General features: G+C 59.3%; 19 protein-coding genes. 1 reads left to right on the plus strand and 18 read right to left on the minus strand.

Annotation, left to right across the window (positions count from 1 at the left end; translation table 11 throughout):
- Nucleotides 1–13 precede the first annotated feature (13 nt).
- The 16 genes from flgD to ACQZ5H_RS23280 all read right to left on the minus strand — a co-directional run bounded on the left by flgD (nucleotide 14) and on the right by ACQZ5H_RS23280 (nucleotide 16,070).
- On the minus strand, nucleotides 14–466 hold the full coding sequence (gene flgD, locus ACQZ5H_RS23205; RefSeq protein ID WP_112713256.1) for a flagellar hook assembly protein FlgD: 453 nt from the start codon (nucleotides 464–466) through the stop codon (nucleotides 14–16).
- The gene (flbT, locus tag ACQZ5H_RS23210) at nucleotides 457–906 is read right to left on the minus strand and encodes a flagellar biosynthesis repressor FlbT (protein ID WP_112713258.1); all 450 of its coding nucleotides are present in this window, start codon (nucleotides 904–906) and stop codon (nucleotides 457–459) included. The genes flgD and flbT overlap by 10 nt, the downstream gene beginning before the upstream one ends.
- Nucleotides 903–1,250, minus strand: a complete 348-nt coding sequence (gene flaF, locus ACQZ5H_RS23215; protein ID WP_112713260.1) for a flagellar biosynthesis regulator FlaF — start codon at nucleotides 1,248–1,250, stop codon at nucleotides 903–905. Before flaF ends, flbT begins: the two co-directional genes overlap by 4 nt.
- A 29-nt stretch (nucleotides 1,251–1,279) precedes the next feature.
- Nucleotides 1,280–2,404, minus strand: coding sequence for a flagellar hook-associated family protein (locus ACQZ5H_RS23220; protein WP_112713262.1), 1,125 nt, complete (start codon nucleotides 2,402–2,404; stop codon nucleotides 1,280–1,282).
- A 2-nt stretch (nucleotides 2,405–2,406) separates the two neighbouring features.
- Nucleotides 2,407–3,867: a flagellar hook-associated protein FlgK gene (flgK, locus tag ACQZ5H_RS23225; protein ID WP_112713264.1), complete on the minus strand. Its 1,461-nt coding sequence runs from the start codon at nucleotides 3,865–3,867 to the stop codon at nucleotides 2,407–2,409.
- 24 nt (nucleotides 3,868–3,891) lie between these two features.
- Nucleotides 3,892–5,190 (minus strand): flagellar hook protein FlgE, encoded by a 1,299-nt coding sequence (locus ACQZ5H_RS23230; RefSeq protein WP_449099118.1) that lies wholly within the window; start codon nucleotides 5,188–5,190, stop codon nucleotides 3,892–3,894.
- Between the two features lie 126 nt (nucleotides 5,191–5,316).
- Complete coding sequence (rem, locus tag ACQZ5H_RS23235; RefSeq protein ID WP_112713268.1) at nucleotides 5,317–5,988, minus strand: transcriptional activator Rem; 672 nt, start codon at nucleotides 5,986–5,988, stop codon at nucleotides 5,317–5,319.
- A gap of 281 nt (nucleotides 5,989–6,269) precedes the next feature.
- Nucleotides 6,270–6,854 (minus strand): transglycosylase SLT domain-containing protein, encoded by a 585-nt coding sequence (locus tag ACQZ5H_RS23240; protein WP_203429578.1) that lies wholly within the window; start codon nucleotides 6,852–6,854, stop codon nucleotides 6,270–6,272.
- Nucleotides 6,775–8,184, minus strand: coding sequence for a flagellar hook-length control protein FliK (fliK, locus tag ACQZ5H_RS23245; protein WP_449099143.1), 1,410 nt, complete (start codon nucleotides 8,182–8,184; stop codon nucleotides 6,775–6,777). Before fliK ends, ACQZ5H_RS23240 begins: the two co-directional genes overlap by 80 nt.
- A 1-nt stretch (nucleotide 8,185) precedes the next feature.
- Nucleotides 8,186–9,499 carry a chemotaxis protein MotC gene (motC, locus tag ACQZ5H_RS23250; protein ID WP_449099119.1) on the minus strand — a complete coding sequence of 438 codons (1,314 nt, stop codon included), beginning with the start codon at nucleotides 9,497–9,499 and terminating at the stop codon, nucleotides 8,186–8,188.
- 3 nt (nucleotides 9,500–9,502) lie between these two features.
- Nucleotides 9,503–10,801: a MotB family protein gene (locus ACQZ5H_RS23255; RefSeq protein WP_130279052.1), complete on the minus strand. Its 1,299-nt coding sequence runs from the start codon at nucleotides 10,799–10,801 to the stop codon at nucleotides 9,503–9,505.
- A complete protein-coding gene (locus ACQZ5H_RS23260) occupies nucleotides 10,798–11,436 on the minus strand; it encodes a hypothetical protein (protein ID WP_449099120.1) in 639 nt (212 codons plus the stop codon). Before ACQZ5H_RS23260 ends, ACQZ5H_RS23255 begins: the two co-directional genes overlap by 4 nt.
- Before the next feature lie 167 nt (nucleotides 11,437–11,603).
- Complete coding sequence (locus tag ACQZ5H_RS23265) at nucleotides 11,604–12,551, minus strand: flagellin N-terminal helical domain-containing protein (protein ID WP_449099121.1); 948 nt, start codon at nucleotides 12,549–12,551, stop codon at nucleotides 11,604–11,606.
- Nucleotides 12,552–12,851: 300 nt separating this feature from the next.
- The gene (locus ACQZ5H_RS23270; protein WP_112713280.1) at nucleotides 12,852–13,757 is read right to left on the minus strand and encodes a flagellin N-terminal helical domain-containing protein; all 906 of its coding nucleotides are present in this window, start codon (nucleotides 13,755–13,757) and stop codon (nucleotides 12,852–12,854) included.
- Nucleotides 13,758–14,003: 246 nt separating this feature from the next.
- Entirely contained in the window at nucleotides 14,004–14,903 is a 900-nt protein-coding gene (locus ACQZ5H_RS23275; RefSeq protein WP_130279054.1) for a flagellin N-terminal helical domain-containing protein, read from the minus strand.
- A gap of 270 nt (nucleotides 14,904–15,173) precedes the next feature.
- Nucleotides 15,174–16,070 carry a flagellin N-terminal helical domain-containing protein gene (locus ACQZ5H_RS23280; RefSeq protein WP_112713284.1) on the minus strand — a complete coding sequence of 299 codons (897 nt, stop codon included), beginning with the start codon at nucleotides 16,068–16,070 and terminating at the stop codon, nucleotides 15,174–15,176.
- Between the two features lie 392 nt (nucleotides 16,071–16,462).
- On the opposite strand from ACQZ5H_RS23280, the gene ACQZ5H_RS23285 reads away from it, so the two are divergent.
- Complete coding sequence (locus ACQZ5H_RS23285) at nucleotides 16,463–18,379, plus strand: O-linked N-acetylglucosamine transferase, SPINDLY family protein (RefSeq protein WP_112713286.1); 1,917 nt, start codon at nucleotides 16,463–16,465, stop codon at nucleotides 18,377–18,379.
- Nucleotides 18,380–18,482: 103 nt separating this feature from the next.
- Here the strand turns inward: ACQZ5H_RS23285 and fliP are convergent, their stop codons facing one another.
- Both fliP and ACQZ5H_RS23295 read right to left on the minus strand, forming a co-directional pair.
- The gene (fliP, locus tag ACQZ5H_RS23290; RefSeq protein WP_112713288.1) at nucleotides 18,483–19,220 is read right to left on the minus strand and encodes a flagellar type III secretion system pore protein FliP; all 738 of its coding nucleotides are present in this window, start codon (nucleotides 19,218–19,220) and stop codon (nucleotides 18,483–18,485) included.
- Nucleotides 19,217–19,735, minus strand: a complete 519-nt coding sequence (locus tag ACQZ5H_RS23295; RefSeq protein ID WP_449099122.1) for a flagellar basal body-associated FliL family protein — start codon at nucleotides 19,733–19,735, stop codon at nucleotides 19,217–19,219. The genes fliP and ACQZ5H_RS23295 overlap by 4 nt, the downstream gene beginning before the upstream one ends.
- Between the last annotated feature and the right edge of the window lie 11 nt (nucleotides 19,736–19,746).

Raw genomic sequence — 19,746 nt, forward strand, 5'->3', positions numbered from 1 at the left:
ACCGGAGCAGCGATTAGCTGGAGCTAGAGCTGCTGCCGTCGGTCGGGGTCGTAGCCGGAGCCGAATCAGAGATCGTGACGCCCGCCTGGACGAGAATCTTATCGCCTTTGTCGGTCGTTGCAATGATGCCGTCGGAGTAAACCTTGACCGACGAGATCATGCCTTTGACGGTACCGTCAGCGCTCTCCATGTACTTGCCTACGTAGCTGCCGGCCTGGGTCAGGCTGGAGCTAGCAAGAAGCGTGTCCAGCTTGCTGTTGGTCTGGATCGTCTGCTCAACCTGCGAGAAGCTCGCAAGCTGCGCCATCTGCTGGCTGGCATCGACGGGATCGGTCGGGTCCTGGTTCTTCATCTGCGCGATGAGCAGCTGAAGGAAGTTGTCGTAGTTCAGCGTTGCCTTCTGCTGCGCAGCGGCGGTGTTGCCCTGCGTAGAAGAGCCTACGCCCGAGAGTGCATCTACCGCCATGGTGCGATCTCCTTGCGGATCTGTTCGACCATCGCCGGCGCCATTTCCTGCGTGTTGAGGATGTTGTCCTCAATAGCGTAGAGCGAGCGGATCGCCTTGAGAGCATCAAAGGCGCGGCCGGTCGAAACCAGACCGTCGATGCGCTTCAGTTCGGCCAGAACTTCCTCGTTGCGGAAGCAGGTGAGCAGCATGGTGATCGACTTGCGGAACATCGCCGTCGACTGTTCCTTGCCTTCCGGATTGATGAGGATCATCTGCGCGATGAAGTAAAGCTGGCGCAGAGGCGTCGTGGCATCTTCCGGCTGCAGGACGTGATTTTCGAGAAGGAACGTCACATCATTCAGGAATTCCAGCGCGACCTTGCGGTCAACGCGCAAAACCGCGCCGTTGATGAAGATTCTTTCCCCGGCTTTAAGCGAAATGCGAAGTGTACTTTTCATTTAAGTCCATCCCTGATGATGGTGGTAATGTCGATAATGCCCTGGTAGTTGTCCGATTGCCGCCGTCTGATCCTGTCGCATTCCTTCAAAATCCAGATTGCGATCGAAATCAGATTGGCGCGGAGCTCAATCTCAAGCTGATTGTCCGGGTGCTTCAAGTCCTCCACGAAGCTGACCCAAACGCGGCGGGTGTAAAACAGCGCCTCGATGGCTTCCCGGCCGTATTTTCCCTTGTCGCGCGCCGCGGCAAGCATTTCGATAGACCGATCGAGAACTTGACGTTCCCTTTCTTTTGCATCGGCCACCGAGTCTTGCATGACCTCGGCATAAGAGAACTGATACATTCATGCATCCTTCTAGGTACCTTTGATCATCAAAGGTAGTTTACGAGGCTCAACTGCTGGATCTTGGAGATGATCGTGTAAGAGGTCTGAAGCTGGGTTTCCATGTTCTTGACGATCGTGGTCGCCTCGACCGGATCCACGCCCGTGAGATCGATGAGTTTGCCCTGCAGAATAGTCGACTGCGCATCCAGTGCGTCGTTGGACTTCGTCACACGCTCCTGGGAGAGACCAAGCTGGCTCTGCTGGCTCGTCAGACCGTCGACGGCGCGGCCGGCATAGTCAATCGCTGCATCGGAGAGGCCTGCCATGCCGGCAGTTCCAAGTCCCTGACCGGCCAGGGCCTGGGTCATGATCGTCGCCATGGCGAAATAGCGCATGCCGTCAGAATTGGCGTTGGTCGAAGACGTAACGACTTCAGAATTGCTGATGCGGCTGGTCATGTTCTGGTTGGATGCAGAAGACCAGTCAGCCCAAGCCGGCGGGTTTGTGACGTAAGCGCCTGACGTCGGCACCGGTGCACCGACCGGATAGCCTGTCGGCAACGTGTCACCGGTGAACATCGGCTCGACAAACATCGTCGTGAAGTTCTTCATGTCGGTTTCATCGAGATCGGCAACCGTCTTGGGATTGCCGGTAACCGGATCAGTCAAAGCGCTGGCATAGGCCTGAAGATTGGTCTGCATGGCGCTGATCGCATCCGCGCTCTGGTCGCTGAGCGGCGGCACATCGGTATTGACGCCGGAGAAGAGATACTCACCGTTGGCGGACGAATTGGCCGTTCCCATCAGCGTCGAGAACGCGCTGGTTGCCTGCTGCAATGTCACCGTGATTGTCGTCGAGCTCTCGCTGCCCTTGAGCGCGGTCAGCTTGGCCATCAGGTCGTCGGCAGCGCTATTCAGATCACCGAGACCGTTCTGCGACATCTCCAGGCGAAGGTTGACAACGGAGTTGCTGTCCTTGATCGACTTGATGCGATCGATCTCGCGATTGAAATCGATGCTCTTTGCCGTGTTCATACCAAGCGCCAAACCAACGTCGGCGTAGGTCTTGGTGCTGGCCTCAACAGCCGACTGCACCATCTGGTTCTGCGACTGACGGATCGTCAACCGCATGGCGTTTTGAATGGCTGAACTAGAAATGAATGAGCTTTTCATCGTTAACTCGCAATATCCAGCAATGACTTCAGCATTTCATCGACGGCATTCAAAATCTTCGTTGCCGCCTTGTATGACTGCTCGATATCGAGCATCAGCGTCAGCTCTTCGTCGAGGTTGACGCCGGTCTCGTTGGAATAGGCCTCGTCGGAGCGCGACAGGGCCGCAGACGTATTTTCAGCTGCGCCGTCCGCGTCGCTTCGATACTGTTCCAGCCAACCGATGGAATTCGAGGCGAAGTCCATGATGCTGACGTTGGAATCGATGCCAGCGGCAGTATTGAAATTCATCTTGGCGCCGAGGGCGTTATTCAGCTTATCCAGCTGCGCCGTGTAACCACCGCTCTTGTTCGGATCGGGGTTCTGGTCGTAAGCCGCTCCGTTGATTGCTCCGTCACGCAGCTTCATCGGATCGCCGCCGGCCGAAGTGATTACGGCCGAGCTGACAGAAATGCTGCCGGCGATCCCATCGATAATATCGCCTGACGTGGGCGTGGTGCCGCCGCTCCAGGTGAAGAGGCCCGGAAGCGTCGTCGTTCCATCGGTGCTGGTTTCCGAGAACATGCTCACCAGGCCCTTGGCGATCTCGTCCAGCTGCGACTGGAAAGTCGGCGCGACATCATCGCGGACCTGAAGCAAGGCCTGAAGACTACCCTGGCCCGATGTCGTTCCGCCCGCGCCGGAAGCCAGCGCAACGCCATCGATATAGACCTTGTTGCCGTCCATGCCGGCGCTGTAGCTCTTCGTCGCTGCGAAGGTGACCGAGCGCGGAATGGTTTCGAACAGCGTCGTGCCGTCGGACGTGTAGAGCACCATATCATTGTTGGCGCGCGTGGTCGTCGTCACGCCAACGATGCTCGATATCTGCTTCAGAAGGCCATCGCGCTGATCGAGAGCCTGGGATGCATCCCCACCCGAAGACGTCGCCAGCTTAACCGCGTTATTCGCCGTCTCGAACTGCGACAGAAGCGAGTTCAGCGTCGTGACCTGCTGATCGATCGACTTGTCGGCATTCAACCGCGCCTGCTGAACATAGCTGGAGGCGTTGTTGAGCGAGTTCGCCAGATCCTGGGCTGCGGTTACCGCGCCCTGAGCCGCGATCGTATTGTTCGGCGAAGCCGCGAAAGCACCCAGCTTGTCTCGGAAAGCCGAAAGATATTCCGAGGGAGACGTCTCGTAGTCGTTCCCGCCGAGAACGCTCTTGATATCGGTGATGCCGTTCAACAGCGTCTGCTGGGCGCTGTCCTGCGCGTTGCTCTTCAGATACTGGCGCAAGAGGGGATCCTCCTGCGCACGGCTGATCTGCACGACCTGCGCGCCGTTCAGCGACGTCGTAATCATCGCCTGCCGGCGCACGTAATCCTTGTTGCCGGCATTGGCGATATTGTTCGACACCACACTGCTCTGAGTGCCGGTGTTGTTGAATATGCTCTGCGCGGTGTTAAGTGCTGACGTGAGCGACATGATGATTTACCCGTTACCCTGCTCTTAACGCTTGAGGTTCACAAGAACGTCCATCAGGTCGGAACCCGTCTGGAAGACCTTGGAATTCGCGGTGTAGCTACGCTGCGATTCGATCATCTCGGTGAGCTCGCCGGCCATATCGACGTTGGAGCCTTCGAGGGCGCCCGACTGGATCTTGCCGAAGCCGCTGGTCTGCGGGAAGCCGGTGACCGTCACGCCGGAGTTGCCGTTGGCCGAGTAGACGTTGCCCGACATCAGGGTCAGCAGGTCCGGGCTCGGAACGTTTGCGAGCGGGATCTGATAGACCGGCTTGGTGCTGCCGTCGTCGTACTTCGAGTAGACAACGCCGTTCGAGTCGATGGTGATGTCGACCGGCGAATTTGCACCCTGACCGTCGACGTTACCGGTACCGGACCAGTTATCGCCAACCTGCGAGAGGTCGAGGTTCATGTCGATGCTCAATCCGGTGACCGGGTCGGTGATCGTCGCCGAACCGGGCGAAATCATCTGTCCGGAGTCATCGAACTCAATCGTCTTTACAGAAACCGGACCCGAGCTGTAGGGGAACGAGCTGGTGCCCGTCGTCGCCTTGTCGGCGTTGCGGTAGACCGACATTTCCCACTGGTACGCAGCGCCAGCAGTTGCGGGCGGAGAGTCAACCGGGACCTTGGTGTAGTAGATATCGTACATCACCTTCGAGCCCAGCTTGTCGTAGGTGACGATCGAGTACTTCTGCGTGTTCGACGTTACCGGGTCGACAGCCGCGTTTTCGCTCGGAAGCGTATTGGGGTCAGTGACGACCGTCGCACCCGGCTTCAGGTTACCCGTCCAGGTTCCGGTCGATGTCGGGACGGCTTCCAGCTTCTGGTCGCCCATGACGTTGATCGGCACGAGGCCATCGAAGCCGTTGACGACGACGGCCGGAGCCGATGCACCCCACGGATAACCCATCAGCGTGAAGCCGGCAGAGTTGACGAGGTTGCCGCTGCCGTCCTTCGTGAAGTCGCCGGCACGCGTCAAGACCGGCGTACCGTCAGCGCCCTGAACAATGAAGAAGCCGTCGCCGGAAATAGCGAGGTCGTAGCCAGAGGTGGTGTAGGAGATGTCACCCTGAGCAGAAACGGCCTGACGAACGGAGGACTGTACACCGCCGGAATTGTAGTTACCGGCCGTGGAGGGCAGGACGAGCGACGAGAAAGCCGTCGATACCGCCTTGTAGCCCGTGGTGTTTGCGTTCGCGATGTTGTCGGCGACGGTGCTCAGGCGGTTTGCCTGGGCATTCATGCCGGACACTGCCGTCTTCATGCTGCCAAAAATGCTCATCTGAAAACCTCGTTTTCCTTGATAGCTTGGAGAGTATTTGGCGGGCCTTGCGTGAAGCTGTCTGGTGGCGAGCGGACCGTTCGAAATGTTGAACGGGCGCCCGCGCAGCAGGGCCCAGCACTGAAATCAGTTCCAGTCGATGCAGTAGCCAAGGAAACGCTTCGAATCGACCGGGTCGAAACCGAGCTTCTTGCGCAGCTTCTTGCGCAGCTTGGAGATATGGCTTTCGACGACGTTCTCTTCGACTTCCTCGTCGAAGATGCCGTAGATGGCGTTGAAGATCTGGGTCTTCGTGACGCGGCGTCCACGGTTGGCAATCAAATATTCGAGGATGCGGCGCTCGCGGCGCGGCAGCGCGAAAACTTCGCCGTGGATTTCGGGATCGCGGCCGTCCGAGAAGACGCGGATCGCGCCGATATCGGTGTGGCTTGCAATCGCTTTCAGGCGGCGGCGGATGGCCGCAGCGCGAGCGAGGATTTCACGGGGGTGAACCGGCTTGCGGACCACGTCGTCGACACCGCAATCAAAAAGTGCAAGCGTCGTTTCGAGCGAGGGCTGATCGCTGACCGCGATGACAGGCGCCTGGGAGCGATCGCGGATTGCCCGCGGCAGCTCGAAGGTCTGCTGGCCCTGGCCGATCAGGAATGCTTCAACAGCAGCGATATCCGAGTCCGCCGCCGTCTGCACCCATTCGCCAAATTCGTTTGGATCAAAGCCTGTCGAAGGAATGCCTTCCCGGCCAAATAGAGATGTATATCCATCCTTAACGAGCTCGCGCTCATCAACCACGACGATCATTCGTCCGCCTCCGAATCAGTGTGGCACTTCGATGATCTATGGGTACGAATCGTACGAATCTGGAACAAGGTGTTGGAAGTTAATGGCAGGAATTAATAGTTGCTTAACCTTTGCGTCCCGATTTGCTCTACATATAGTAGGTCACCGGACTTATGCACACAAAAATTTCGTGGAAAAGTTAACACCTGGTAAATTAGGCCTTGCGTGGCCAGATTCTGGCGGATTCCTGCCACATTTCGACACGATTCCGCTTTGTTCTCTTTTTACCATCTTTGGTTGCATCAATTCTGACAGAAGTTACTCGCATTAGGAGTCCACTTGCCGTAGCCGGTGGCGACCAGATTGGCGATCACCCGGCAGACATACTGCTTCTGCGCGGGGTCGTTGTTGGGTCCTGCGTGGTATCTCGCTACCGCCATCGTCCAGGTTTCGTGACGGTCGTGGAGGTTGCGCAGGAACTTCGCCGCGTATTCGACATTGGTGTGCGGGTCAAACATTTCCTCAGCGGAGCGGAAGTTCTCGCCATGAAAGTAATGGTTGATCTGCATGCAGCCGATGTCGATCAGTTTCGCGCCGGCGCGGGTCGCCGTATCGAACTGGCGCATGGCATCTGCTTCGGAGGGTGGAAAGACCGCCTTTCCCTCGATATTGAGCGCGAAGGGATACAACGATCCCTTGCGTCCCGTCTCCGTCAAACCGACCGAGTAGAGGATGCCTTCGGGGATGCCGTACTTGGCAGCGGCCGACTGGATTTCCTTCTCGCACGCGCCGTTGGAGGCGGCTGCCTCAGAGGTAAACGCCGCCAGAACCGCTGCTGCGATCGGAGCCAGAAGCAGCGCCTTCCACGCCGGTCTCAGCTGCGCCATCAAAGCCTCCATTCCCTCGCTGTGCGGTCTGCGACTGGCGCTCACGCGCCTCGCCGCCCTGTCCCTGCTGCAGGGATTGCTGGCCGGACTGGCCCTGTGCGTTCGCCTGTGCGCTGGTATCGGTCTTTTCGACCGGCGCCATGCTGATGGTAACGTTGTCGACCGTGTAACCCTGGCTGCGCAGCGATTCGAGGATCTTGCTGTGATCTTCCTTGAGCTGACGGTAGGCCGCGCCCGTCTCGACCTTCAGATCGACGTTGAGGGCATCGCCGGACAGGCGCATCGTCGCCGTGACGAGACCGAGATCGATCGGCGTCATCTGGATCTTCAGCGTATTGACGACCTTGCCGGTGCTCGTCCACTCGGCGGCGTTCGACAGCGCCGAGCCAGGCTGCATGGCCTGCGCCCATTCCTTGTCGCCGCTGATGGCAGCGGTGACCGAAGCGGAGTTCTGCGCGAGGCCGATATAGCGGCGCGATTCGAGCACGGTGACGTTCTCGACATCCGTCTTGGCCTTGGCGCCGGTCTCTCCGGCATTTTCGGCGCCGATATGAATATCCATCGATTCACCGCGGCCATCGGCGCGGCTCAAACGGAAGATCTTGCCATCGGCAGCCTCGGAGCCCTCAGCGCCCGGCACGGGCACCTCGGCAGCCTTCGGGCCGCTGATCGCCGCCAGCGCGTCCGTGGCATGCGTTTCCGCCTTGCCGGTTGCCTCGACCTTATCTTCCTTCTTGTCCTTGCCAGGCGCGGTGTCGTCCTTCGCCTTCACGGCGGTGCCCTGCATGACCGTGGTGATCACGGCAGGCTGCTGCGGGACGTCTTTCTTCAGGAGATCGAGCGCATCGCTTGCGGCATCCTCGGTCTCGCCCTTGGAAGACTTCTTGGTTTCTTCGCCCTTTGCCGGCTTGGCGCCCTTGGCGGCCTGCGGCAGGGTGTCTTCGTCGAGCTTGTCGGACTTGTCCTTGGTATTCTTTTCTTTCGGCAGCGCAGCGGCTTCCTGCAACTGTTCCTTCAGCGTCTTGCCGACCGAGACCGTTTCCGGCTTGGTTTCGGCCTGCTGCTTCAGCGAGGTGTCGCTGAGGTCGATGATCGGCTTCGGATGCTGGCGCGACCGGGCGATGACATTGGCGTCGGCCTGGGTGTCAGCGGGTTGCGAGCCGTCAGCGGCCTGCGCGTCGTTCGCCCCCTGGCCGTTATCGCCGGCTTTCTGCAGGACGTCTGAAAAGCCGCCCTTGCCGCCATCATCGTCCTTGCCGACAGGGCGATTGGATTTCGCTGACGGCGCCTCAACCGGTGCCGCTCCCCCCGAAACGCTGATATCCATGATCTCAATTGCCCTCTTCGCCCAGCAACTTGTCGATATCGTCAAGCTTGGACCGGTTCGCAGCCATAAAGGATTTGTAGGCAGGATCAGCATTCTGCTGGTCCTGGCTGCTGTCTGCCGGGAGCGCCGGTGCCGCTCCGTCGTCAACCGGTTCCGACGGGGGAGCGGTGGGCGATTGCGATTCGGCGTCCGTAGTAACAGCGGCCTGTTCTGAAGTATTCTCTTCATTAGAAGAAGTAGAATCGCTTGCTTGCGTCAAGCTTGCAGGGTCAGGCGCTTTCAATACTTGTTCTGCCACGGAGCGGGCAGCGGCCCGCAGCGCCTTGTCTCGATCCGAGAGATCGCCATCGGCGACCTTGCCGATATGCTGGGCCGCCGAATCGACGTCCGGCGTCGAGACCGACGCCATATTGCCATAGAAGCTCGCCAGCGCACCGAGCGGATCGGTTTCGCCGCCCGACAGGGCCTGGGCGTGTTCCGCGGCCGTCTTGGAGAGCTCGACCTTGCCGGCAATGCCTGCAGCGCGCGCGATGCGCAGATAGACTTCGCGCTGACGCGCATCATCCATGAAACTCAGGATGCTGACGACGTCCTCGGTCTTCACGTCATGCTCATGATCGACGATCAGCTTAACGAAGAGATCGGCGAACTGACTGGCGTAAGGCGAGTGCAGGAAGCGGCGGACATAGCGCTGCGAATAGGCCATGCCCTTGTCGACAAGCCCGGCCTCGACGCTGATCGCCACGGAGCGGCGCAGCGCCGCCTCCTCGACGATAGTGCCGGGCGCCGATAGGCGCGCCTGATCGTAGAGCTTCAGCGCCTCGAGTGGGCTGCGGGCAACCATGACGTTGCCGCCGACCAGCGAGAGATAGGGGCCGATCTTCTTGTCGCGATATTCGTTTGCGGTCTCGACCAGCGTCTTGGCGACGAGCAGGCCCTTGCCGCTCAGATACTTGCGCAGCACATCGGTGACGCGATTGTCGAAATAGCCGTTGACGTCGCGGGAGACGAGATATTCGAGCGTGGCGGGGTTACCGCCGCTCATCGCATAGACAAGCGCCGCATCGACGTTGCGGTCGTCATCAAAGACGGCGGGATCGACGGTGCGCAGGCGCTGATCGATCGTGCCCAGCATGAAGCGCTGCATTTCCGCGGCGGAGTGATCGCCTGAGACAACGGAATCCTGCACGAACTGCAGCGAGCGCAGCATCTTGTAAGGCGCCAGATCTTCCTGCTCGTCGGCGCGCGCGGCCGCAGTCGCTGCAAGCGCCAGCCCGAGTGCGATCGACAGAAGACGATGGTGCTTGCGGCGCGCCATGGCTTACCCCTGATCCCCCTGGACGAGGATTTCGATACGGCGGTTTGCGGCATTGAGCGGATCATCGGGCAGCTTCAGCTTGCGATCGGCAAAGCCGGAGACCTGCGAGACACGCCCCTCTCCGAGACCGCCGCGAACCAGCATGTAGTAGGCAGCCTGGGCGCGGTCCATGGACAGGCGCCAGTTCTCGTTATCGGCGCCCTTGTACTGACGCGCGTCGGTATGGCCGCGGATGACGACCGCACCCTGGCGGGCCTTCAGCACTTCGCCGATCTTCTCCATCGCCAGAACCATTTCCTTGCGGGGAACGGCCGAGCCGACATTGAACATGGAGTCGTTCGCCTGGTCCGACAGACTGACCAGCAACCCGCCTTCCGCCGGAACGACGGTGAGACCCTCGGCAAGCTTGCCGGCGACGCCGGTGATCTGCTTGGCGATCTCCTGCTTCAGTTCGTCGGCCTTCTTCTCTTCCTCGGCCTGCTTGACCGGATCGGACTTTTCTTCTTCGGTCTTTGCGGCATCGTCAGGCTTCTGATCGTCCGCCTTGCCGTCTGCGGTCTTGTCGTGCTGCTTGTCGGCCGGCTTTGCGTGCTGGTCGGCAGGCTTGACGTCCGCGGTGTCGGTGTCCGGCTTCTCGGCTTCGAGCTTTGCCAGCTCGGTCGCGTCAGGCTGTTCCTTGGCGTCCTTGGTCGCCGGCGTCTTGCCAGGATTGTCGGCGCGCGTCACCTCGACCTGCTTCGTCCAGAAATCCGGATCGAAGGGATCGCGATAGGCTTGACCGCCGTCGGCGCCGGTCGCGGGGCCGGAATCGGCTGCACCGCCCTCGCCCTTGGCACTGACATTGGCCTGCTGCCCGACTTCCTGGGCGATCTCGGCCAGAACGGAGTATGGGTTCTCGAAGAAGTCGGCTTCGGAATAGTTGGTCTGGTCGCCAGAGGTCGATGTCTGGTCGTCGCCGCTTGCAGCCGATGCGCCCTGCGTCTGCTGCTCTTCCTTCTGCTTGGACTTGTCCTTAGTCTCCTCGCCGTCAGCCGTATCGACAGGCTTCTTCAGGCCCTTTTCGGTCGGCTTTTCATCGGCGAGCTTGATCGGATTGAAGTAGGTCGCGACCGAGGCCTTGGTTTCCTCGTTGGCGGCGTTGACCAGCCACATGACGAGAAAGAAGGCCATCAGTGCCGTCATGAAGTCGGCATAGGCAATCTTCCAGGCACCGCCATGGGCGCCATCGTGGTCGCCACCGCCATGTTTCTTGACGATGATGACTTCGTTCTTGCCGTGGTGGTGATTTTCGCTCTCGCTCATTCCAGAACTTTCTTCAGGCTGGCCGACCAGGCCGAGATGCGCGTCACGAGAACGGAACCATCAACCTCAACTGCAAGATCCACATCATCGGTTTCGAGATGACGCAGCAGACCGGGCTTTTCGCCAAGTGCCTTTTCCAGCAGGGCAAAGAGTTTTGCCGGTCCCTTGACGACGACAGGGCCGGCAGCGCCATCCAGGATCGCCTCGCGCAACAGGGCGGCGAGACTTTTGACGGCATCCTCGGCGACTGCCTCGGTCACGACAGGCGCAACGGCCTTGACGGCGGCGGCACTGACGAGATCGGCGACATCGAATGCGATATTGGAAAGACGCGCAGCAATCAGCGCCGCCAGCTCTTCCTCATATTTGGCCTTCAGCTCCTCGAATTCACGCTGGTGAATGAGTTCGAGGGTCTGCATTTCGACGGCATGCTTTTCGCTGAGCTCCGCCGTCGCGGCCGCATGGCCCTCGGCATAGGCGCCGCGCTTCTCGGCTTCCAGATCGACAACCGGCTCTTCGGCGATATCGGCGAAGCCGCCAAAGGTATCGTCGGCAAACTCCAACGGCTCCGGAGCCGGGGCGACGGGCTTGATGTCACTGAAATCCTTGAGATAGCGGGAAAGCATCGCGCTCATCGTGTCGACCCGTTATCTGCGAAAAGATGCGGCATGCCTGCGCCCCGTTCAAACCAACTCCGACGGCCGCCCAAAACCTGATGCGCCATCCTTGCCTGAAACCTAGAAAGCCAAACTTGCGCGAGGATGAATGGCGGACGCAAACGCCCGCCATCTGGACGGGAATGCTACTCGAGAAGGATCAGGATGTTGCCGGCCGACGTGTTGAGGATGTTCATCGCTTCGGTGGCAACGTTGAGCTGCGTCCCGATCGCCGTCTGGCGCGTGGAGGCTTCGTCCATGTCGGTGTCGACGAGCGCGCCAACCGTGGTGTCCAGCGAATCCATCATCTTGCTGATGTAATCGGAGCGCGCGTCGATCTGGTTCTGCATGATGCCGAGACCGGATGCCGTCGTGTTCAGGCTCGAGAGGATCTTCTCGACCGCGGACTGCATGTCGGCAAGGTCCTGGCTCGATGTGCTGTCCGAAAGCGCAATCTCGGTGCCGCCTGCCGGCGTGCTGGAATTGGCGTTGAGCAGGTAAAACTGGCTACCGGTGCCATTGCCGGGATCGATCGCCTTCGTCAGCAGACCCTTCGACGCGTCGCGGGAATCGATCATCACCAGGTTCGACGAGGGAATGCTGATGTTCTCGGGGTAGAACTGGCCGTTCGGACCGCGCGTATAGCCACCGATCACCGAGCGGGTGTCGGGCATGGCGGAGCTGTTGTTGTAGAGCCAGTTTTCGCTGGAGAAGCTGGTGCCGGTGACGGCGGACTGGAGCTGGCCCTTCAGCTGCTGAAGCGTCGTGTTCAGCTTGTCGCGATCGTTTGCCGGGTCGGCAGCCGAGACGAGCGTCGACTTGATGTTGGTGACGAGGTCGATCAGCGAGTTCATCGACGTGTAGGTCGTATCGACCTTGGCAGCGCCGAGGCCGAGAGCGTCGTCGATGGTCTTCAGCGAATTGCCGTCGGTGCGCAACGTCTGGGCGTAGGACCAGTAGGTGGCGTCATCGGCCGCGGACTGGATGCGCAGCTCGGACGAGATCTGCTGCTGGATCTTGTCGTTATCCTTGCCGAGGCCGCGCATAACGTTCAGTGCGGTCAGCGCAGCAGGGTCCTGAATGGAATAAGCCATCTGTCGATCTCTTGTATGAATGGAAAGGGACAGACCGGAAACCGGTAGCGACAGATTATGGCCTCATGCCCCCGGCAATCGGCCGGTGCGTCGCTGTAAAACAAATCAACTCGCCGGTGAAATTAACCCGAACTTAAGCATGCTTTCAAGGCTTGGAGCGGTCCGGCGGGCGGAAACTTCACGATCGCTGTAACAAATTGTTTTTAAATGAGAAATCGCGCCTTTTGAGCGCGATTTCGAGATCTTTTCTGCTGGTTGAAAATCGCGACGCAAGATTCGATCCAGCTTCAATTTTCCGGCTTAGCGCTGGAAGAGCGTGAGAACGTTCTGTGCGCTCGAATTTGCGATCGACAGCGACTGGATGGCGAGCTGCTGCTGTGTCTGCAACGCCGTCAGTTTGGACGATTCTTCTTCCATGTTCGCGTCAACGAGACGGCCGACACCGGAGTCGATCGAGTCGCTCAATGACGAGACGAAATTCTCCTGCAGCTGAATTCGCGTCGAGATCGAGCCGAGCTGCGAGGCAGCCTTGGTCATCGATTCCAGACCCTGCTCGACGACGTTCAACGCGAGTGTGATATCGCCGTCCGACATGTTGGAGATGTCGAGCGAGAAGATCGAGCCGACAGTGCCGTTGGTCGAGCCGATGATACCGGTGGAGGTATCGATCGCGCCGTTGCTGGTGCCGAACAGGACGTTGCCGTTAGAGGCCGAATTGAGGACGTATTCGGTGGTCGTAACCGAGGTTTCGCCGTTGCCGTCGCGGACGAAGGAGGAGACGACGCTCTTCGTTTCGTTGCCTGCGACCCAGTTTTCGCCGGAGAAGGATGCCGATTGGGCGATGCTCAGGAGCTGCGACTGCAGCTGCTTCACTTCTTCCTGGATCTTGGTGCGATCGACGCCCTTTTCGGTTGCAGCGACGATCTTGGCCTTGATTTCGGTGACGACGTCGATGGCGTTGTCCATCGCGGAATAGGCGGTGTCTACCTTTGCGGCGCCAAGACCCAGTGCGTCGGAGACTGCGGACAGGGCCTTGTTGTCGGAGCGCATGGTGGTCGCAATCGACCAGTAGGCTGCGTTATCTGCAGCCTTGGAGACACGGTAACCCGAGGAAACATGGTTCTGTGTCGTTTCAAGATTATTATTAATGCTACGAAGTGTCTGAAGTGCAGCCATGGCTGCGACGTTCGTCAAAATGCTCGTCATGAAAAATGTGCCCCTTATTGGCAAAAACGTCGAGAAGGGACATTCCGGCCTACCGGGAACGGGAAGCAGCGCTCATGCCTGTTAACCTGCGATTAATCTCGGTTAACTCACCGTTACGTTGAGCGCAGAAGACGGCAAAATGGTTAACAAATCGTTAACGCCAACGACAAAAAGCCGCACCTGTTAAGGCGCGGCTTCTTTTCAGTGCCCGCCGGACTTAGCCGGCGGGTATGTTTTCTGGACTTATTAGCCGCGGAAGAGCGACAGGATGTTCTGCGAAGAGGAGTTAGCGATCGAGAGCGACTGGATCGCGAGCTGCTGCTGCGTCTGCAGAGCGGTCAGCTTGGAGGACTCTTCTTCCATGTCGGCGTCAACGAGGCGGCCAACACCCGAGTCGATTGCGTCGCTGAGCGACGAAACGAAGTTGGACTGCATGTCGATGCGCGAGGAGATCGAACCGAACTTCGAACCGAGCGAAGTCATGTCCTTCAGAGCGGTTTCAACGTCGGTCAGCAGGTTGTCGATGTCGCCCTTGGTCGTGGAAGCGCCGATCGTGAACGAGGTGATCGAGAAGCCCGACGAAGCGCCGGTCGTGCCGAGAATGCCACCCGTACCAGCCGTTGCGTCGGTGTAGAGCAGGTCGGTTTCGGCAGCCGTGTACTCGGTCGTGGTGACCGAAACGCCGCCGGAGCTGCTGCGGACGAAGGACGAGACAACGCTCATCGTTTCGCCGGCGGTGTTGGCAACCCAGTTTTCGCCGTTGAACGAAGCGGAAGAAGAGATGCTCTTCAGCTGAGCCTGGAGCTGGGTGATTTCGTCCTGAACCTTGGACTTGTCAACGCCGTCTTCAGTTGCGGCAACCAGCTTCGACTTGATTTCGGAAACGACGTCGATCGAGCTTTCAACGGCAGTGTAAGCCGTGTCGACCTTGGCAGCGCCCATGCCGAGAGCGTCAGAAACAGCGCCGAGGGCCTTGTTGTCCGACTTCATCGTCGTGGCAATCGACCAGTAAGCTGCGTTGTCGGCAGCCTTGCCAACGCGCAGGCCCGACGAAACGTGGTTCTGGGTGTCGGACAGGTTCTGGTTGACGTTGCGCAGCGTCTGCAGTGCGGACATTGCGGAATTGTTGGTAAGAATGCTGGTCATTTTAAATGTGCCCCTAATTGGCTACGTGATGAAGGGCATTCCGGTCTCACCGGGAACGGCGCTCAGCGTCATGCCTGCCGATCGTCTGTTGATCGACCGCCGTTTCGATGTCCCTAGGAAACAGCATCATAGTTAAAACAACCTAAACACGACCCAAAAAAAATCGTTAAAAATCGGTAACTTACGCTATTTTAGCATTAAGGGCTTGTTAACGAAAAATGGCCGGTGAAACACCGGCCATTTCCATTTTTGTGATGTGCTGTTCCGGTCTTAGCGGAAGAGCGACAGGATGTTCTGCGAAGAGGAGTTAGCGATCGAGAGCGACTGGATCGCGAGCTGCTGTTGCGTCTGCAGCGCGGTCAGCTTGGAGGACTCTTCTTCCATGTCCGCGTCAACGAGGCGGCCAACACCCGATTCGATCGAGTCGCTGAGCGACGAGACGAAGTTCGACTGCATGTCGATGCGCGAGGAGATCGAGCCGAACTTGGAGCCGAGCGAGGTCATGCTCTTCAGTGCGGTTTCAACGTCCGAAAGCAGGTTGTCGATGCCGCCCTTGGTCGTGGAGGAGTCGATCGTGAACTCGGTGATCGACTTGCCCGACGAAGCGCCAGCCGTGCCGAGGATACCGCCGGTGCCGGCAGTTGCGTCGGTGTAGAGCAGGTCGGTATCGGCAGCCGTGTATTCCGAAGTCGTGACCGAAACGGCACCCGAGCTGCTGCGGACGAAGGACGAGACAACGCTCATCGTTTCGCCGGCGGTGTTGGCAACCCAGTTTTCGCCGTTGAACGAAGCGGAAGAAGCAATGCTCTTCAGCTGAGCCTGGAGCTGGGTGATTTCGTCCTGAACCTTGGACTTGTCAACGCCGTCTTCAGTTGCAGCAACCAGCTTCGACTTGATTTCGGAAACGACATCGATCGAGCTTTCAACGGCGGTGTAAGCCGTGTCGACCTTGGCAGCGCCCATGCCGAGAGCGTCAGAAACAGCGCCGAGGGCCTTGTTGTCCGACTTCATCGTCGTGGCGATAGACCAGTAAGCAGCGTTGTCGGAAGCCTTGCCAACGCGCAGGCCCGACGAAACGTGGCTCTGCGTGGAGGAGAGGTTCTGGTTGACGTTACGCAGCGTCTGGAGAGCTGCCATTGCGGAAGTGTTGGTGTTAATGCTTGTCATAATCTGTCCCCTAGAAAACTAGATACAAAAAGGAGGACATTACCGGACTGCTATTACCGGCGATGACGGACCTGCTTCATGCAACTCGGCGCCTTCTTTTTTGGCCCCAAACCCGTCATGTCCAGGGCAATCTCGCAGCCAATACTTGCCAACTTCTTAAAAGTGGCAGGGGGCGCCAAACCCCTGCAGTCTATAGTTAAACAATCCGGAACAGGGGGTCGGAGACAGTTAAATTCCGCCCGTTCCAAAGCAATACACCGGCTTCGTGCAAGCTTCGGATGCAAATGTGCCATGGCCAGAAACAGCACAGCTCGCCTCGTCCAGACGCGGCGGCTCGCTGCGTGCGGCAGCATCGATGTTTTGATCAGCGCATTTCCTAACGGAGTTCGGTTTTGAACAGCAAAGTCTCGTTTTCGGTGGCGTCCCGAGAATTTCAGGCAGGCCGCTATACGCAGTCCCTCGCAACACTGAACCAGCTGATTGACACCCAGAAGGATGCGAAGACCTACGCCCTGCTCGCAAAGAACCTGCTGCAGCTCGGCTTCAAGTCCGACGCGGCGAAGTCCTACGGGCTTGCGGCCAAGGCCGGCGGTGCGAACGCCTACGAATATTACAAGCTTGCCGCGCGCCTGCACTACGATTGCGGCGAACACGATGAAGCGCTGGTCATCTGCATGCGCAACTTCGAGAAGGCGCAGAAGGATCCCGACCTGGCATTCATCCTGGTCTCGGTCTTCTATGCGCGCCAGCAGCGCGATCTGATCCAGCCGCTGAAGAACGTGCTGTCCAAGAGCAGCAACCGCGAACATCTCCAGGCCGCCGCGACGCTGGTCTCCAACGATCTCAGCGACCCGTCCAACGAGCAGCTCGCCCGCAACATCTTCAAGCGCTTCCCGAAGGATTTCTCGGCGCGCTTCCTGTATCTGATCTTCCTGCGCGAATTCAACGACTACGAGGAAAGCCTCAGGCACCAGAAGGTCGTCGACGACGCGGTCCTCGATGGCCGGCCGGAAGTGCTGCGCAAGGACCATCCCTTCTATCACCTGCACTGGTGCGGCAACGAAGATCTCAACCGCCTGCCGATGGTCGGCGTGCCGAAGCTCGATCCCGACAAGGTCGCGGCGCGCCGGGCGCAGCCGCATGCATGGTCGGACAAGATCCGCATCGGCTACATGTCCGCCGACTTCTGGGACAACCACGCAACCATGAAGCTGATGCAGCGGGTTCTCGAACTCCACGATCGCGACAAGTTCGAGATCGTGCTGTTCGACCACAGCGGCCCCTATGCCCTGCTGAACAACAAGACCGACCGCAGCAAGTGGGGCACGATCGTCGACATCCACGGCGTCTCCGACCAGGAAGTTCTCCGGCTGGTGCGCGAGCACAATATCGACATCATGGTCGACCTGAAGGGTCATACCGCAGATAGCCGCGCCAACAGCTTCAACATCCCGCTGGCGCCCGTGCACGTCGCATGGCTCGGCTTCCCCGGCAGCACGCTGGGTATCGACCTCGACTACGTCATTGGCGACCAGTTCGTCCTGCCTGACGTCGCCAAGCCGTTCTACCACGAGAAGTTCTGCCGCATGCCGGAGAGCTACCAGCCGAACGACCCGTCGAACCGTCCGCAGCCGAAGCCGGTGACGCGCGAGCAGTACGGCCTGGCGGACGATGCCTTCGTATTCGCTTCCTTCAACGGTAACCGCAAGATCACGCCGGAAGCCATTGCGAGCTGGACGCGGATCCTGAAGCGGGCGCCGAACAGCGTGCTGTGGCTGATGAGCAATTCTCCCCGCAATGAGGAGAACCTGCGCAAGGCGTTCCGGGCATCCGGTATCGCGGCGAACAGGATCATCTTCTGCGCCCGTACCGGCTACCAGGAGCATATCGACCGTATCCAGGCCGCCGATCTCGGTATCGACACTTTCCCGGTCAACGGTCACACGACCACATCGGAACAGCTGTGGGGCGGTCTGCCGGTTCTGACGATGAAGGGCACCAACTTCGCCTCGCGCGTCAGCGAGAGCCTGCTGAACGCCATCGGCCTGCCGGAGCTGGTCGGCAAGGATTTGCAGGATTACGAGGATATGGCTGTCGAGCTCGCCAACAATCGCGAGAAGGTCACGGCCTACAAGGCGCATCTCGCCGAGCAGCGCTATATCGCTCCGCTCTTCGATGCCGAGCGCTTCTGCAAGCATCTCGAGCAGGCCTTCGTGACTATGGCCGACCGCGCCAAGCGCGGCGAGGCTCCCGACCACTTCGACGTCCCTGCCCTGCCGGCCCGCACGCAGCCGTTCTGGACCGCATAAGGTTCGAGAGCCGACAAACACAAAACCCGCCGGAGAGATCCAGGCGGGTTTTTTGTTGTCTGCTGTGGCGGCCGAAGACCCGGCCAGGGAAAACTGCTGTGGCTTAGCTGAACGAGCGAACCAGGCTGCCGACCAGAAGGTTCCAGCCGTCGATGAGCACGAAGAAGAGAATCTTGAAGGGCAGCGAGATCGACGTCGGCGGCAGCATCATCATACCCATGGCCATGGTGATGGTGGCGACGATCAGGTCGATGACCAAGAACGGCAAGACGACGAGGAAGCCGATTTCGAAGCCGCGGCGGATTTCCGAGATCATGAAGGCCGGGATCAGCACGCGGTAATCGATCTGGGCGCCGGTCTGGACGTTCTGGCCACGCTCACGTGCAAGATCGACGAAAAGCGCCAGATCCTTGTCGCGGGTATTGGCGGCCATGAAGGTGCGGAACGGCTCGGCGATGCGCTGGATGGCTTCCTGTTCCTGGATCTGGTTGGAAAGCAGCGGCTGCACCCCATCCTGCCAGGCTTTGTCGAAGGTCGGCGTCATGACGTAGAAGGTCATGAACAGCGACAGCGACAACAGGATCATATTGGATGGCGTCGAGGAGAGGCCGAGGCCGGTGCGCAGGATCGAGAAGGCGATGATGAAGCGCGGAAAGCTCGTCACCATGATCAGGATGCCCGGCGCGACCGAAAGAACGGTCAGAAGGCCGAATGTACGGATGATCCAGGCCGCGACCGAACCATCGACAGGGATATTCAACAGATTTGTCGGCAGCTGCTGAGCCACCGCCAATTCCGGTACCGCCATCATGGCGGCCAAGAAAATTATGAATCGAATCATTCGACGACAAAGGTCCTGAACATGACCTTGGATACGCGCCCCTGAGAGCGCAGGTCAACACGTTCCTGGATGTCATCCCGTAGATATTGGAAGCCGCGCGGACCTTCGATCTGCTGCAGCGAAACAGTGCGGATGTAAGCCATTATATCCTGATGGATATCCTCCGCGACCTTCACGTCGGGGGGGCCATTGAAGAGAAGTGCGACCTCTAGCCTCACCCAGTTTTCGGAGGGATAAGCGAGATTCGAGGTGATCGGCTCGAGCTGGACGACGTTGTTGGCCTCGGTCGAGATATGCGGAAGGCCGGTTTCGCCCTCCTTCTTCTCGCCTCCGGCCGCCTTCGGGTCGGCCGGCTTTTCGGCCTGCTCGGCGCTCTTGACGTTCGGGGCGAGTATCGAGCCGACAGCCCAGCCACCGCCGGCGCCGAGAAGGGTCAATACCGCGACGCCGACGATCGTCATCATCGCTCCGGATTTCTTCTTCGGTTTGGCTTCGCCTGTTTCTTCGTCTGCCATGGTTTCCTGGC

This window comes from Rhizobium sp. 21-4511-3d (assembly GCF_053522545.1).

Coding starts and splice junctions, on each gene's coding strand:
- flgD (WP_112713256.1), bottom strand. CDS start 466: ATGGCGGTAGATGCACTCTCGGGCGTAGGCTCTTCTACGCAGGGCAAC.
- fliP (WP_112713288.1), bottom strand. CDS start 19,220: ATGATTCGATTCATAATTTTCTTGGCCGCCATGATGGCGGTACCGGAA.
- ACQZ5H_RS23295 (WP_449099122.1), bottom strand. CDS start 19,735: ATGGCAGACGAAGAAACAGGCGAAGCCAAACCGAAGAAGAAATCCGGA.
- rem (WP_112713268.1), bottom strand. CDS start 5,988: ATGATCGTCGTGGTTGATGAGCGCGAGCTCGTTAAGGATGGATATACA.
- ACQZ5H_RS23260 (WP_449099120.1), bottom strand. CDS start 11,436: ATGAGCGCGATGCTTTCCCGCTATCTCAAGGATTTCAGTGACATCAAG.
- ACQZ5H_RS23270 (WP_112713280.1), bottom strand. CDS start 13,757: ATGACGAGCATTTTGACGAACGTCGCAGCCATGGCTGCACTTCAGACA.
- ACQZ5H_RS23280 (WP_112713284.1), bottom strand. CDS start 16,070: ATGACAAGCATTAACACCAACACTTCCGCAATGGCAGCTCTCCAGACG.
- flbT (WP_112713258.1), bottom strand. CDS start 906: ATGAAAAGTACACTTCGCATTTCGCTTAAAGCCGGGGAAAGAATCTTC.
- ACQZ5H_RS23265 (WP_449099121.1), bottom strand. CDS start 12,551: ATGGCTTATTCCATTCAGGACCCTGCTGCGCTGACCGCACTGAACGTT.
- ACQZ5H_RS23230 (WP_449099118.1), bottom strand. CDS start 5,190: ATGAGCATTTTTGGCAGCATGAAGACGGCAGTGTCCGGCATGAATGCC.
- flaF (WP_112713260.1), bottom strand. CDS start 1,250: ATGTATCAGTTCTCTTATGCCGAGGTCATGCAAGACTCGGTGGCCGAT.
- motC (WP_449099119.1), bottom strand. CDS start 9,499: ATGGCGCGCCGCAAGCACCATCGTCTTCTGTCGATCGCACTCGGGCTG.
- ACQZ5H_RS23275 (WP_130279054.1), bottom strand. CDS start 14,903: ATGACCAGCATTCTTACCAACAATTCCGCAATGTCCGCACTGCAGACG.
- ACQZ5H_RS23255 (WP_130279052.1), bottom strand. CDS start 10,801: ATGAGCGAGAGCGAAAATCACCACCACGGCAAGAACGAAGTCATCATC.
- ACQZ5H_RS23240 (WP_203429578.1), bottom strand. CDS start 6,854: ATGGCGCAGCTGAGACCGGCGTGGAAGGCGCTGCTTCTGGCTCCGATC.
- flgK (WP_112713264.1), bottom strand. CDS start 3,867: ATGTCGCTCACGTCAGCACTTAACACCGCGCAGAGCATATTCAACAAC.
- ACQZ5H_RS23220 (WP_112713262.1), bottom strand. CDS start 2,404: ATGAAAAGCTCATTCATTTCTAGTTCAGCCATTCAAAACGCCATGCGG.